The organism is Knoellia flava TL1, assembly GCF_000768675.1.
GTDB lineage: Bacteria > Actinomycetota > Actinomycetes > Actinomycetales > Dermatophilaceae > Knoellia > Knoellia flava.
Genome location: NZ_AVPI01000045.1, coordinates 25,844 through 38,406, shown reverse-complemented (window position 1 = coordinate 38,406; position 12,563 = coordinate 25,844). Strand labels below are relative to the sequence as shown.

The following is a 12,563-nucleotide window of genomic DNA, read 5'->3' as shown; positions in this document are numbered from 1 at the left end:
CCACCGTCACCCGACACCAAGGAGCCCTGTGTCCACCTCCGAGATCAGCAGCTCGATCCACATCGCCGCCACCCCCGCGGAGGTCTGGGAGGTCCTCGCCGACCTTCCGGCATACGGGCAGTGGAACCCGTTCGTCCGAGAGGCGAGTGGCACCCTCTCCGTCGGCGAGCGCCTCGCCGTGACGATCGCTTCCGCCGGGGGCCGCACGATGTCCTTCCGCCCGCGGGTCCTCGTCGCCGAGCCGGGGCGCGAGCTGCGCTGGCTCGGGCGCGTCCTCGTCCCGGGCCTGCTCGACGGCGAGCACTCCTTCGTTCTCGAGCCGGCCGACCTGCCCGACGGCTCCCGGGGCACCCGGCTCACGCAGGCCGAGCGGTTCTCCGGGCTGCTCGTGCGGCTCGCCGGCCGCGCCATCGAGGTCGGCGACGACTTCGATGCGATGAACGCGGCGCTGAGGGACCGGGTCGAGGCCGGCGCTACCCTCGGCCGGTGACCTGCCCGCCGGAGCTGGACCCCACGCGCCTGCTCACCCCCAGGGCGCGCGAGGTGCTCGCGGCGGCCCGGGTGGTCCTCGAACGGGAGGGCTGGCAGACGCTGACGATGCGCACCCTCGCCGACGAGCTCGGCATCGCGGCGCCCTCGCTCTACAAGCACTTCGCGAGCAAGGACGCGCTGCGGACGCAGCTCATCGCCCTCGCCCTCAAGGAGTTCGGCGAGGCGGTGCGACCCGTGTCGACGGTCGCCACCCTCGTCCGGCACTACCGCGACGTCGCGGCCGCGAACCCGCAGCTCTACCGCCTCGCGACGAGCGGCACCCTCGACCGCGAGGCCCTGCCGCCCGGGCTCGAGGAGTGGTCGGGCAGCCCGTTCTTCGAGGCGACCGGTGACCCGCACCGCGCCCAGGCCCTCTGGGCCGCGGTCCACGGCATGGTCGTCCTCGAGCTCGACGGGCGCTTCCCCACGGGCACGGCGCCCGAGGCGACGTGGCGCGAGCTCGTCGCCCACTTCAGCTGAGCTCCGCGCGCCCCACCCGCTTGCCGAAGCACCGCACGTAGGGCGAGGTCGCGTAGTGCCCGAACGGCACCACCCGCTCGTAGCCCGACGACTCGTAGAGCGCGATCGCGTCCGGCTGCATGGTCCCGGTCTCGAGGACGAGCCGCTGCACCCCGGCCGCGCCCGCGGTCGACTCGAGACGGGCGAGCACTCGCCGGGCGAACCCGCGCCCACGCGCCGACGTCGCGACGTACATCCGCTTCACCTCCGCCACACGGTGACCCTCGAACCGGTCGTCGAGCTCACGCCGCCACCGCCAGCCGCCCATCGCCACCGGCTCGTCGCCGACGACCCCGAGGACGAACAGCCCTCGTGGCGCACTGAACTGGAGCGGGTCCACCGGCGACTCGTCCGGCCCGCCATAGATCGCCACGTAGTGGGCCTGCACCTCCGCGACCAGACGCTGCACCCGGGCGTCGGTGAACGCCACCTCATCCAGCACCAGCTCCCGCCCCTGCGTCTCCACCCGCCCATCCAACCCCACGCGGGCGCGCCTCACCGACTCGCTCCCGTATGCCGTCCCGCGCGGAGCGTGGGAACCCGCGCCGCGACCGCTCGGCGCGCCCCACCCGCCGCTGGGCGCACGCCGTGGACGGCGCCGCAGCCACCGACCGAGGCCGGGGACCCGCCTGCCGAGAGGCGGGCACGGGAGGCTCGCGGACGGCATACCGGCTCCCCGACAGTGTGAGGCGAACCCGGCCACGCCCGGGACCGACCACTGGAGGTGCACCGGTGAGCAACGACGCTCGCATCAGAGGCGACGAGGACCCCTACGTCGCCATGCAGACCACCGACGAGTTCCAGGCGCTGCGGCGGAAGTTCCGCGGCTTCGTCTTCCCCATGACGGGCTTCTTCCTCGTCTGGTACTTCGTCTACGTGCTCCTGTCGACCTTCGCTCCCGGCTTCATGGGCACCAAGGTCGTCGGCAACATCACCATCGGCCTCCTCTTCGGGCTCGGCCAGTTCGTCACGACGTTCGCGATCACGTTCATCTACGCCCGCTGGGCCAACCGTGAGCTCGACCCGCTGGCGGACGCCATCGGTGCGCGTCTCGACGGCGTGAAGGAGCACTGAGCCATGACCTCGTTCCTGTCCGCGGGACTGCCCGCCGAGGCGACCAAGGTCGGCTCCCCCGCGCTCAACATCGCGATCTTCGCCGGGTTCGTCCTCGTCACCCTCGTCGTCATCGTCAAGCTGGCCAGCGGCAAGAAGAGCGCGGGCGAGTTCTACACCGCCAGCGGCGGCTTCTCGGGTCGCCAGAACGGCATCGCCATCGCGGGTGACTACCTGTCGGCGGCGAGCTTCCTCGGCATCGCCGGCGCCATCGCGCTCCAGGGCTACGACGGCTTCCTCTACTCGATCGGCTTCCTCGTCGCGTGGCTCGTCGCGCTCCTGCTCGTCGCCGAGCTCATGCGCAACACCGGCCGCCTCACGATGGCCGACGTCCTGTCCTACCGCCTCAAGCAGCGCCCGGTCCGCATCGCGACCGCGACGTCGGTGCTCGCGGTGTCGTTCTTCTACCTGCTCGCCCAGATGGCCGGCGCCGGTGGCCTCGTCTCGCTGCTCCTCGGCGTCGAGGGCGAGGGCGCGCAGAACATCGTCATCGCCGTCGTCGGCATCGTCATGATCGCCTACGTCCTCATCGGCGGCATGCGCGGCACGACCTGGGTCCAGATCATCAAGGCCGTGCTCCTCATCGCGGCCACGGCGATCATGACCGTCTGGGTCCTCGGCAAGTACGGCTTCAACCTCTCGGGCCTCTTCGACGCCGCGATCCAGAACAACCCCAAGGTCGGCGAGAAGCTCCTCGAGCCGGGCGTGAAGTACGGCGTCAGCACGACGACGAAGATCGACTTCATCTCGCTGTCGCTCGCCCTCGTCCTCGGTACCGCCGGTCTGCCGCACGTGCTCCAGCGCTTCTACACCGTCCCGACGTCCAAGCAGGCGCGCAAGTCGGTCGAGTGGGCGATCTGGCTCATCGGCGGCTTCTACCTGCTCACCCTCGTCGTCGGCTACGGCGCCGGTGCCCTCGTCGGCGCCGAGGAGATCAACAAGGCGCCGGGCAAGGCCAACGCCGCCGCGCCGCTGCTCGCCTTCGAGCTCGGTGGCAGTCCGTTCCTCGGCATCGTCTCCGGCATCGCGTTCGCGACGATCCTCGCGGTCGTCGCCGGCCTCACGATCACGGCGAGTGCGACCTTCGCGCACGACATCTACAAGGAGGTCATCAAGCGCGGTGACACCACCTCGGACAACGAGGTCCGCGTCGCCCGCATCTCCGCGGTCGCGATCGGCATCATCGCCATCCTCGGTGGCATGTTCGCCAAGAGCCAGAACATCGCCTTCCTCGTGGCGCTGGCCTTCGCGGTGGCGGCCTCGGCCAACCTGCCGACGATCCTCTACTCGCTCTTCTGGAAGCGGTTCAACACCCGCGGCGCGCTGTGGTCGATCTACGGCGGTCTCATCTCGACCATCGGGCTCATCATCTTCAGCCCCGTCGTCTCGGGCAAGGCCCCGCTCCCCGGCACCACCGTGAGCCCGTCGATGATCACCAACCCCGACATCGACTTCTCGTGGTTCCCGCTCGACAACCCGGGGCTCGTCACCATCCCGCTGGCGTTCTTCCTCGGCTGGCTCGGCACCGTGACGAGCTCGGAGTACAACGCACAGAAGTACGCCGAGATGGAGGTCCGCTCCCTCACCGGCCACGGGGTCGCCAAGGCGCTCGACCACTAAGGTCCGCCGCCTGACCCCGCCAGTCCCACCTTTCCCGCCCGAAGTGCCTTCCGTGCACTTCGGGCGGGAACCGTTGTGGGGCGACGTGCACCGTTCCCACCCGCAGTCGTCACCCCTCTCTCGTATGCCGTTCGCCCCCAACTCCGTGTATCTGGCGGGGCACCCCGCCCTCCTCTCCATGTCAACCGAGGAGGACGGCATACGCGTCTTCCCGGTAGCACCAACACCGAGGAGGACACCATGAACCGCACCACCGTCCGCCGCAGCGCCGCCGCCCTCGCCCTGGGCCTCGCCGCCGCCACCGCACCCGCCGCCGTCGGCGCGTCGAGTGCCTCCGCCGCCCCCTACTGCGGCATCACGTGGGGGTCGCTGGCCAAGTCGTCGTCGGTGAGCACGTCGCCGGCGCTCACCGGGATCCGCGCGGGCCGTCACGCCTGCTTCGACCGGCTCGTCATCGACCACCGCGGGCGGGCCTCGGGCTACGACGTCCGCTACGTCTCGCAGGTCGTCCAGGACGGATCGGGCTTCCCGGTGCCGCTCGCCGGCGGGGCCAAGCTCCAGATCGTCGACCGCGCGACGCGCTATTCAGCCCCGCCGGCCATGCCCAACGTCACCGGGTTCTCGACGTTCCGCCAGGTGAAGTGGGCGGGGTTCTTCGAGGGCCAGAGCACCGTCGGCCTCGGTGTGCGCGCCCGGCTGCCGTTCCGCGTCTTCACGCTCAACGACACCGCGACCGGCACGAGCCGGCTCGTCATCGACGTCGCCCACGCCTGGTGACGCCCCCCAGCAGTCGAGAGTAGACAAAGTCCCGCCCAGCACCTGCTGAGGCGGGACTTTGTCTACTCTCGACTGCTGGAATCAGGTGGCCTCGACGAGGCCGCGCTCGACGGCCTCGGCCCGCAGCCTCGCAGCGAGGTTGTCGTCGACGGTCTCGAAGAACTCACCCACGACACCCTCGAGCTCGTCGAGGCTCTCGGCGCAGAAGAGCACCGGCTGGTACTGCGTGATGTCGTAGTTGAGGGTGCCCATGTCGGCGAGGTCGAGGGCGCGCAGCTCCATGTGCGCGAACTCGTCCATCTCGCCGTAGCTGCTGAGGATCCCGGCACCGTAGGCCTTGACCTCGCCGTGCTCGCGCATGACGCCGAACTCCATCGAGAACCAGAAGACGTCGGCGACGAACTTCATCGCCTCGTCGGTCTCGACACGCAGCGACGCCTGGCCGGCGGCCTCGGTGATCCGCGCGAACCGCGGCGAGGCGAGCTGGTTCCCGTGCCCGATGACCTCGTGGATGATGTCCGGCTCGGGCGTGTAGAGCGGCTCGCTGCCGTGCCGCAGGTACTGCGTCGAGTTGAACGTCCGGCTCCCGAGGTCGCCGTAGAAGTCGCGCAGCGGCACGAGCCCGGGGGCGGCGATGTAGGTCCAGCCGGTGATCGGCTCGAGCCGCTCGCTCACCTCGTGGAGCTGCGGCACGTGATCGGTCGGCAGCCGCAGGGCGTGCTTGGCCGCGAGGTACTCGCTGTGCGCGTACTTCTCGTGCTTCGGTGCGAGCTCGGCGCTCACGGTGCGCCAGATCTCGTGCTCGGCCTCGGTGTAGTCGATGACCGGGATCGGCTCGCCGCGCGTCCAGGACAGCGCGGCGCCGGCGATCTCGCCACGTCGGGCCATGTAGGCCGGGTCGTTGCGACCGGGGTGGTTGTCGCTCAGGTGGACCTCGACGGTCCCGTCCTCGTGCCGGGTCACGGGCGAGTACAGCTGGCCTTCTTCGAACATGGCCCACCTCCTTGTGGTGCGTGTTGACCACAGGGAAGCAGAATGCTGGGCAGAGCGGAACCGTTGCGGGACACGCTGGGCACAGAGTGCACGTTCGGTCCAGTCTGCGGCCTCTCATGCGGTGCACTTTGCACAGTCTCGGACGAGATTGCGTATGCCGTCCTCCCACCCCTGTGGACGGCTCCGGTCGCGGGTCCGGCCGTTTTCCCTAGACTCGAGTCCATTCAGTGACACCGACGTGGTGGGGGAATCGCCGTGAACACTTCCTGGCAGCGCGCTGCCGCGACGCTCGCCGTCATCGCCTTGGGCCTCACCGCGTGCGGTGACGAGGACGAGCCGACGCAGAGCTCGAGCCCGACGCCGACAGCATCCGCGTCGGCCACCTCGAGCTCGCCAACGCCGTCAGCAAGCGCCTCACCGTCGAGTTCGGCGACGGCAGCGGCGAACGTTCCCGCCGCGGCCAAGGCCCGCACCGAAGCCGGCGCCATCGCCTTCCTCAACTTCTTCTTCGATCAGAGCAATTCCGGCTTCCTCGATCCACCCAACGCCCCGAACCTCATGGTCTTCGCGGATGAGGGCTGCATCGCGTGCAAGCGGGTTCAGCAGTCGATCAGCGAGTACGCCGAGGGCGGATGGTCGCTCAAGCAGCCTCCCTTGGACCTTCGAGACGAGGCACTGGCAACAGCGGTCACTGCTGATCGCGTCATCATCAACTTCACGTCCGCAGAACGTGCCCAGACGCAATACCTGAACGACAAGGCGACGACCTACAAGACAAGGGCCAGCACTCAGAAGAAGGCTGCGGCGTTGAGGTGGGTGAGTGGGGAATGGCAGATGTTCGATATCGAGAACACCTGATCGCAGTTCTCATCACCGGCTCCGCGACCTTCATGGCGCCGACGGCCCTTGCAGATGCACCTCCCCCACCACCTCCCACTGGTTCGATCAACGATGACCACGGCGGAGGCGAGGCACGTGTCCAGTTGACACTCACGGACATCCGGACGGCGAAGGCGGAGGCGGCTGCTGCGGTCGGGAAGCCGGGGCCGCGCTGGGAGTACCGCACGCGCATCAACTGCGCTGCCGGCGACGCCACCGGCACAGGCTGCGCCACGGCGGCGGCCGCGTGCACGAACGGCCAGTTCCAGGCCGTCGTGCTCCGCCGGCTCGTCGACGAGAGGGGCGTCCCGATCAACGACGAGCGCGGCATCTGGACCGAGTGGGGCCTCACCTGCTTCCCGCAGGAGCTGCCGGGCAGCAACCTGCCGACGCTCGCGATGATCCGACAGGCGTTCCGCGACATCGACTTCGCCAAGGGCAGCGTCTCGCTCCAGCCCGTGGGGAACGTCACGCTCGTCAACCTGCCGACCTTCTTCGAGGCGAGCTGGCCCGCGGCCGGGGTCGCGCCCGAGGAGATCGACACGAGCGCCCTGCTCGGCTACCGGCTCGAGATCCAGCCGGTGCTCCAGTCGCTCACCTACGTCTACGGCGACGGGTCGACCAGCGAGCCGACCCAGTCCCTCGGCGGTCCGCACCCGACGGGCGACATCCGGTGGACCTACCGCAGGGCGGGCCAGGTGGACACCCGCGTCGACACGTCCTACGGCGGGCGGTTCCGGCTCGAGGGCGGGTCATGGGTCACCATCCCCGACACCGTCACGGTGCAGGGCACGCCCGTGACCCTCACCGTCCGCGAGGCGAAGGCCCGTCTCTACCAGTGACCTTCAGCCGGTGCCGCGCCGACAGCGGCCCGCGGCGACGACGGGACCCCGCCACTCGGTGACCCCGCAGGGTCAGGAGGTCGTCGTCTCACGCCGCCGCAGGGCAGCCGCGCCGACGACGAGGACGACCACGAGCGCCACCGCGACCCAGATCCAGCCCGTGTAGACCTGCGGCGCGGCCTTCACCGTCTCGAGGCCCCGCTCTCGAACGTTGTCGACGAACCCGCGCCACACGACGGGCGCGGCCGACCTCGGGTCCGCGAGCTGGCCGACCCGCAGCACTCCGAAACCGACCCACAGGCTCGTCGACACGACGACCGCCACGAGCCACGTCAGGACCACCCGCACGACCGCGAGGATCGTCGGTGCGACCCGGTCGGACGTCGCGACCCAGAACGGCAACGCGATGGCCACCGCGAGCACCAGCCCACGCGACCACATCGCCGGCGAGAGCCCGGAGACGAGCGCCAGGAACGCACCCGCCGACACCGCACTCTTGAGCGCACCGGCGCCCACACCCAGTCCCACGAGCATCCCGATCGCCACGAGGGCTGCCAGCACGACCCGCTCCCCCGACGCGAAGACGACGTCCCCGTCGGAGAGCACCCAGGCCATCGCCGTGAGACCGGCTGCGACGCCGAACCTCGGCCACGGCGCCGCCACGAGCGCCGACACGACGGCGGCGCCGACGAGCGAACCGAGGAAGAGCTCCCCACCGGCGACGGGCGCCACCCCACCTTCCATCTGCATGAGGGGCAGGTGCATCCAGTCGGCGCGGCCGGCATACCCGGCCGGCCACCAGAGCAGGAGGGCCACGACGACCGCGACCCAGGGCCACGCGCGACGCAGGTGAGCGAAGGAGAGTCGCCTCGGCACGCTCGCGCGTATCGCGTCCCTCGTGTCCGAGGCACCGGTCCGTGTCGCCGGGCGGCTGGCCGTCTCACCCATGCGAGCGAGGTTACTGCGCGTCGCCCTCGACCGCCGCCACTGTGCCGCTCGTCGCACCGGTCGCACAGCCGAGCCGCACCGCTCGTCGTGCCGCTCGTCGCACCGCCCAGCGCAGCCCACCCGCCTCCGGGCGACGGGCGTGGACCCGCTGTTGATGCGGACCAGCCGACACGGTTGGCTGGGAGCAGTGCGTGTGGCGGCCTTCCCGGCCTCGCCCGCAGCGACCGGCAGTTCCGCACTCAGCCCCCAACGACGAGGAGCCCGAAGTGACCGACGAGAACCTCTCCAGCCACCTGGCCGAGCTCGACCTCTCACCCACCGACGAGCTGAGGTCCCAGGCCGTCGGCACCGAGGACCTCTTCGCGGAGGCCGACGCCGACCGCGAGGCGTTCTGGGCCAAGCAGGCACGCGAGCGCCTCACCTGGAGCAAGGACTTCGACCAGACCCTCGACTGGAGCGAGGCTCCGTTCGCCAAGTGGTTCGTCGGCGGTGAGCTCAACGTCGCCTACAACTGCGTCGACCGCCACGTCGAGGCAGGCAACGGCGAGCGCGTCGCGCTGCACTTCGAGGGCGAGGGTGGCGACACCCGCACGGTGACCTACGCCCAGCTCAAGGACGATGTCTGCCGCGCCGCGAACGCCCTCGTCGAGCTCGGGGTCGAGAAGGGCGACCGGGTCGCGATCTACCTGCCGATGATCCCCGAGGCCATCGCCACGATGCTCGCCTGCGCACGGCTCGGCGCCCCGCACTCGGTGATCTTCGGTGGCTTCTCGGCCGAGGCGCTGCGCACCCGCATCAACGACGCCGAGGCCCGCGTCGTCGTCACCGCCGACGGCCAGTGGCGTCGCGGCAAGGCCGCCCCGCTCAAGCCGGCGGTCGACGAGGCGCTCGCCCACGGCGACAACCCGGTCGAGAAGGTTCTCGTCGTCAAGCGCACCGAGTCCGAGGTCGAGTGGACCGACGGTCGCGACGTCTGGTGGCACGACCTCGTCGACGGGCAGAGCACCGAGCACACCCCGGAGCCGATGGACTCCGAGCACCCGCTCTTCATCCTCTATACGTCCGGCACGACGGGGAAGCCCAAGGGCATCTTCCACACGACGGGCGGCTACCTCACGCAGACGGCATACACGAATGCGGTCGTCCACGACGTGCACACGGAGACCGACGTCTACTGGTGCACCGCCGACATCGGGTGGGTGACCGGCCACTCCTACATCGTCTACGGCCCGCTCGCCAACGGCGCGACGCAGGTGCTCTACGAGGGGACGCCCGACACCCCGCACCAGGGCCGCTGGTGGGAGGTCGTCGAGAAGTACAAGGTGTCGATCCTCTACACCGCGCCGACCGCGATCCGCACGTTCATGAAGTGGGGCGCCGACATCCCCGCGAAGTTCGACCTGTCGAGCATCCGCGTCCTCGGCTCGGTCGGCGAGCCGATCAACCCCGAGGCGTGGCTCTGGTACCGCAAGAACATCGGCGGCGACAAGGCCCCGATCGTCGACACGTGGTGGCAGACCGAGACCGGCGCGATCATGATCAGCCCGCTGCCCGGCGTCACGACGCTCGAGCCGGGGTCGGCGCAGCGCCCGATCCCAGGCATCAGCGCCGAGATCCTCGACGACGAGGGCCAGCCCTTCACCGAGCCCGACAAGGTCGGCTACCTCGTGCTCACCCAGCCGTGGCCGTCGATGCTGCGCGGCATCTGGGGCGACCCGGAGCGCTACAAGGAGACCTACTGGAGCCGGTTCGGCGAGAAGTACTACTTCGCCGGCGACGGCGCGAAGTACGACGACAAGGGCAACATCTGGCTGCTCGGCCGCGTCGACGACGTCATGAACGTCTCGGGCCACCGCCTCTCCACCGCCGAGATCGAGTCGGCGCTCGTGTCGCACCCGTCGGTCGCCGAGGCCGCGGTCGTCGGCGCCTCCGACGAGACCACCGGGCAGGCGGTCGTCGCGTTCGTCATCCTGCGTGGCGGCGCCGAGGACCACGGCGACGAGACGGTGCAGGAGCTGCGCAACCACGTCGCCCACGAGATCGGCCCGATCGCCAAGCCGCGGCAGATCATGGTCGTCCCCGAGCTGCCCAAGACCCGCTCGGGCAAGATCATGCGCCGCCTCCTCAAGGACGTCGCCGAGAACCGCGAGGTCGGCGACGTCACGACCCTCGCCGACAGTTCGGTGATGAACCTCATCCAGCAGGGCCTGTCGAAGGACTCGTCCGACTGACCCGGGCGCGACTGATTGCCCTTTCCAGCGCGAGGAGCGCAGCGACGACCGCTGGACAGGGTAATCAGTCGCCGACGTATGCCGTCCGCACCCGTTCGCTGGGCGGCGAGACTGCGGGACTGCAGGGCTGCAGGGCCGCCCGCGGTCGGCGGGGCCGGAGCCAGCGGCCGATAGACTGGACGTCAGGTGAGCCGGGAAGTCTGGTCGGCAACGATGCCACCGACCCCGAAAGGGCCCCATGATCTCCCCCGCCGCACGCGACCGGCTCTTCCGTCGCCCGAGCTGGACCGAGGCCCAGACGGTCACGCGGGCCCTGCGCACCGAGACCGTCGGCGGTGCGGTCCTCCTCGTCGCCGCGCTCGTCGCCCTCGTCTGGGCGAACTCCCCCTGGCGGGAGGCGTATGCCGGCCTGCGCGACCTCCGCGTGGGCTACGAGCCCTGGCACCTCGAGCTGTCGCTCGGGCACTGGGCGTCGGACGGGCTGCTCGCGCTCTTCTTCTTCGTCGCCGGTCTGGAGCTCAAGCGTGAGTTCCTCGTGGGCGACCTGCGCTCGCCGGCCAAGGCCGCGGTGCCGGTCGTCGCGGCGGCCGCCGGCGTTGCGGTGCCGGCGATCCTCTTCACCGCCACCGTCTTCCTCGCCGGCGCGGACGGCGACGCGCTGCGCGGCTGGGCCATCCCCACCGCCACCGACATCGCCTTCGCCCTCGCGGTGCTGGCCGTCATCGGCTCGCACCTGCCATCGGGGCTGCGGTCGTTCCTCCTCACGCTCGCCGTCGTCGACGACCTCATCGCCATCACGATCATCGCGATCTTCTACACGCAGGGGCTGGAGCTCCTGCCGCTGATGCTGGCGCTCGTCCCGCTGGCGGCCTTCGCGTTCCTCGCCCAGCGGCGGATCGTCGTGTGGTGGCTGCTCGTGCCGTTGGCCTTCGCCACCTGGGCACTGGTGCACGCCTCGGGGATTCACGCGACGGTCGCCGGCGTCCTGCTGGGTCTCACCGTGCCGGTCCGTCCGCGGTCGCACGTGCCGGTGGTGTCGACGCTGCCGGCCGAGACCGACGTGGCCGAGCGCCTCGAGCACCGGCTGCGGCCGCTGTCGGCAGGGTTCGCGGTGCCGGTCTTCGCGTTCTTCGCGTCCGGCGTCACGGTGATCGGTGGCGGCGCCGGGGCGGCGCTGCGCGACCCGGTGGCCATCGGCATCGTCGTCGGGCTCGTCGTCGGCAAGGTCGTCGGCGTCCTCGGCAGCACCTGGCTGCTGGCGCGGTTCACCCGGGCCCGCCTCGACGAGGACCTCACGTGGACCGACATCGTCGGGCTCGCGCTGCTCACGGGTGTCGGGTTCACGGTGTCACTCCTCGTCGGCGAGCTGGCGTTCGGCGCCGGGTCCGAGCGCGACGAGCACGCCAAGCTCGCCGTCATCGTCGGCTCGCTGCTCGCCGCGTTCTTCGCCTCCGTGGTCCTGCGGCGTCGCAACGCGACCTACCGGCAGATCGCCCTCGAGGACGAGGTGGACCACGACGGCGACGGAGTGCCCGACGCCTTCCAGCGCGGTTCGGGAGCGGACAGGACGGGTCGCACCCGCGGGACTGGGTAAGGTCGGGGAAAGTCGCACCGAACCCTCCCGACCTGCGAAGGTGAGCAGCATGACAACCGGAACCGGCCCCGAGCGGACCATCGGCCAGCTCGTCGCGGACGCCACGCACGACGTCCAGGGCATCGTCCGCAGCGAGATCGCCCTGGCCAAGGCGGAGGTGTCCGCCGGCGCCAAGGTCATGGGCAAGGGCGCCGGCCTCCTCGGGGGCGCTGCCTTCGTCGGGCTCCTGGGGCTGGTCTTCCTCTTCCACACCCTCGCGCAGGTCCTCGGGATCTGGCTGCCGCTCTGGGCCGGCTACGGCATCACGACGCTGCTCATGTTCGTCGTCGCCGCCGTCCTCGGGCTGCTCGGCAAGAAGTCGCTCGACAAGGCCAAGCCTGCGCCGAGCCGGGCCATCGCCGAAGCACAGCAGACGATCGCCACCCTCAAGTCCTGACCGCGGCGGGCGCCTTGCGTCCGCAACTTTGGTCGGTATGCCGGCATCTCGCCGGACGTCGCAGGCACCTTCTCGTTGCG

General features: G+C 70.5%; 13 protein-coding genes. 10 read left to right on the top strand and 3 right to left on the bottom strand.

Annotated features, from left to right (window positions below):
* The first annotated feature begins 28 nt into the window (after nt 1-28).
* Both N798_RS12955 and N798_RS12950 read left to right on the top strand, forming a co-directional pair.
* A complete protein-coding gene (locus N798_RS12955) occupies nt 29-490 on the top strand; it encodes an SRPBCC domain-containing protein (protein WP_035949054.1) in 462 nt (153 codons plus the stop codon).
* On the top strand, nt 487-1,011 hold the full coding sequence (locus N798_RS12950; protein ID WP_198030752.1) for a TetR/AcrR family transcriptional regulator: 525 nt from the start codon (nt 487-489) through the stop codon (nt 1,009-1,011). The genes N798_RS12955 and N798_RS12950 overlap by 4 nt, the downstream gene beginning before the upstream one ends.
* Here N798_RS12950 and N798_RS12945 read toward each other — a convergent pair.
* Nucleotides 1,004-1,516 (bottom strand): GNAT family N-acetyltransferase, encoded by a 513-nt coding sequence (locus N798_RS12945; protein ID WP_229708378.1) that lies wholly within the window; start codon nt 1,514-1,516, stop codon nt 1,004-1,006. The two genes, N798_RS12950 and N798_RS12945, sit on opposite strands and share 8 nt — an antisense overlap.
* Before the next feature lie 266 nt (nt 1,517-1,782).
* Here N798_RS12945 and N798_RS12940 point away from each other — a divergent pair, with 266 nt between their 5' ends.
* The 3 genes from N798_RS12940 (at nt 1,783) to N798_RS12930 (ending at nt 4,560) form a co-directional block, all read left to right on the top strand.
* Entirely contained in the window at nt 1,783-2,124 is a 342-nt protein-coding gene (locus tag N798_RS12940) for a DUF485 domain-containing protein (protein WP_035949052.1), read from the top strand.
* Between the two features lie 3 nt (nt 2,125-2,127).
* Entirely contained in the window at nt 2,128-3,783 is a 1,656-nt protein-coding gene (locus tag N798_RS12935) for a solute symporter family protein (RefSeq protein ID WP_035949051.1), read from the top strand.
* Nucleotides 3,784-4,023: 240 nt separating this feature from the next.
* Nucleotides 4,024-4,560 (top strand): AMIN-like domain-containing (lipo)protein, encoded by a 537-nt coding sequence (locus tag N798_RS12930; RefSeq protein WP_052117328.1) that lies wholly within the window; start codon nt 4,024-4,026, stop codon nt 4,558-4,560.
* 81 nt (nt 4,561-4,641) lie between these two features.
* On the opposite strand, the gene N798_RS12925 is transcribed toward N798_RS12930, so the two are convergent.
* Nucleotides 4,642-5,553 (bottom strand): phenylalanine 4-monooxygenase, encoded by a 912-nt coding sequence (locus tag N798_RS12925; protein WP_035949050.1) that lies wholly within the window; start codon nt 5,551-5,553, stop codon nt 4,642-4,644.
* Between the two features lie 255 nt (nt 5,554-5,808).
* Between N798_RS12925 and N798_RS17485 the strand changes: the two genes are divergently transcribed.
* A complete protein-coding gene (locus N798_RS17485; protein WP_052117326.1) occupies nt 5,809-6,411 on the top strand; it encodes a DUF6318 family protein in 603 nt (200 codons plus the stop codon).
* 125 nt (nt 6,412-6,536) lie between these two features.
* Nucleotides 6,537-7,274, top strand: a complete 738-nt coding sequence (locus N798_RS12915; protein ID WP_035949049.1) for a hypothetical protein — start codon at nt 6,537-6,539, stop codon at nt 7,272-7,274.
* 72 nt (nt 7,275-7,346) lie between these two features.
* Here the strand turns inward: N798_RS12915 and N798_RS12910 are convergent, their stop codons facing one another.
* The gene (locus tag N798_RS12910; protein ID WP_035949048.1) at nt 7,347-8,222 is read right to left on the bottom strand and encodes a hypothetical protein; all 876 of its coding nucleotides are present in this window, start codon (nt 8,220-8,222) and stop codon (nt 7,347-7,349) included.
* A gap of 266 nt (nt 8,223-8,488) precedes the next feature.
* On the opposite strand from N798_RS12910, the gene acs reads away from it, so the two are divergent.
* From acs to N798_RS12895, 3 genes are all read left to right on the top strand, one after another.
* A complete protein-coding gene (gene acs, locus N798_RS12905) occupies nt 8,489-10,453 on the top strand; it encodes an acetate--CoA ligase (protein ID WP_035949046.1) in 1,965 nt (654 codons plus the stop codon).
* A gap of 238 nt (nt 10,454-10,691) precedes the next feature.
* A complete protein-coding gene (nhaA, locus tag N798_RS12900) occupies nt 10,692-12,047 on the top strand; it encodes a Na+/H+ antiporter NhaA (RefSeq protein ID WP_035949044.1) in 1,356 nt (451 codons plus the stop codon).
* 49 nt (nt 12,048-12,096) lie between these two features.
* Complete coding sequence (locus tag N798_RS12895; protein WP_035949043.1) at nt 12,097-12,483, top strand: phage holin family protein; 387 nt, start codon at nt 12,097-12,099, stop codon at nt 12,481-12,483.
* Nucleotides 12,484-12,563: the final 80 nt, after the last annotated feature.